This window comes from Agrobacterium sp. M50-1 (assembly GCF_049843495.1).
In the GTDB taxonomy this organism is placed as follows: domain Bacteria; phylum Pseudomonadota; class Alphaproteobacteria; order Rhizobiales; family Rhizobiaceae; genus Agrobacterium; species Agrobacterium radiobacter.
The window spans coordinates 1-1,205 of the sequence record NZ_JBBHZH010000022.1; the positions used below are offsets into that span (position 1 = coordinate 1).

The window sequence follows — 1,205 nt, forward strand, 5'->3', positions numbered from 1 at the left end:
GGGCGGTAGCGGCGGGGTGCGGTGCGGAGCCATTTCGGCTGCGCAGCACCGCATCACGTCGCGGGTTGATTGCCTGAGCGAACTCGGCGGGTGTCAGCCAGCCGAGGCCAGAGTGTGGGCGGTGATCGTTGTAATCGTAGCGCCAGTTTGAAAGCGCTGATCGAGCATGAGCCAGCGACGAGAAGAGAGTCTCATTCAGGAACTCGTCTCGCAGCCGCCCATTGAAGCTTTCGATGAAGGCGTTCTGGATCGGCTTGCCCGGTGCGATGTAGTGCCATTCCACCTTGGTCCGATCCGTCCATTGCAAGATCGCGTTGCTGGTGAACTCGCTACCATTGTCGCTGACGATCATCTTCGGCTTGCCTCGTCCCTCGATGATCCGGTCCAGCTCACGGGCAACCCGCAGACCGGAAAGCGACGTATCGGCGACGAGAGCCAAGCACTCCCTGGTGCAATCGTCGACCACCGTAAGCACCCGGAACCTGCGACCATCGGTGAGCTGATCCGACACGAAGTCCAATGACCAGCGATCATTGGCGGCAAGCGGGATCAGCAACGGTGCTCGTGTGCCTATCGCTCGTTTCCGACCGCCGCGCTTGCACCGTCAGTTTCTCTTCCCGATAGAGCCGGAAGAGCCGCTTGTGGTTCACAAGGTGACCCTCACGCCTGAGCAGCACATGAAGGCGTCGATATCCAAAGCGGCGACGTTCATGCGCCAGCGCCTTCATCCGCTCGCGAAGGTCATAGTCATCGCTGCGCCTGGTTTCGTAACGGATCGTCATCCGGCAAAAGCCGATGGCTTTACACGCCCGCCGTTCGCTCATCTGGTGGTGATCCATCAGATGCGCGACAGCTTTTCGCCTTGCTGCGGGCGTCACCACTTCTTTCCCAAAAGGTCTTTCAAAGCCGCATTGTCCAGCATCGCATCTGCCAGGAGCCGTTTCAGCTTCGTGTTCTCGTCTTCCAGCGTCTTCAATCGCTTGGCTTCGGATACGTCCATGCCGCCGAACTTGGCTTTCCACTTATAGATGCTGGCATCGCTGACGCCGTGCTTGCGGCAAAGCTCCGAGACCGGCGTGCCAGCCTCGTGCTCCTTCAGAATGCCGATGATCTGTTCGTCTGTAAAACGATTGCGCTTCATTCCCTGGTCCTCTCAATGGGCCAGAGCTTACTTCAAAATGGATTATTTCAACGGGGCAAGGTCA

1 pseudogene is annotated in these 1,205 nt (G+C 58.6%); it reads right to left on the reverse strand.

Features of this window, described 5'->3' with window-relative positions:
• Positions 1 to 1,141: pseudogene (locus WDZ78_RS23290) on the reverse strand (IS3 family transposase); the annotation flags it as partial.
• Positions 1,142 to 1,205 lie beyond the last annotated feature (64 nt).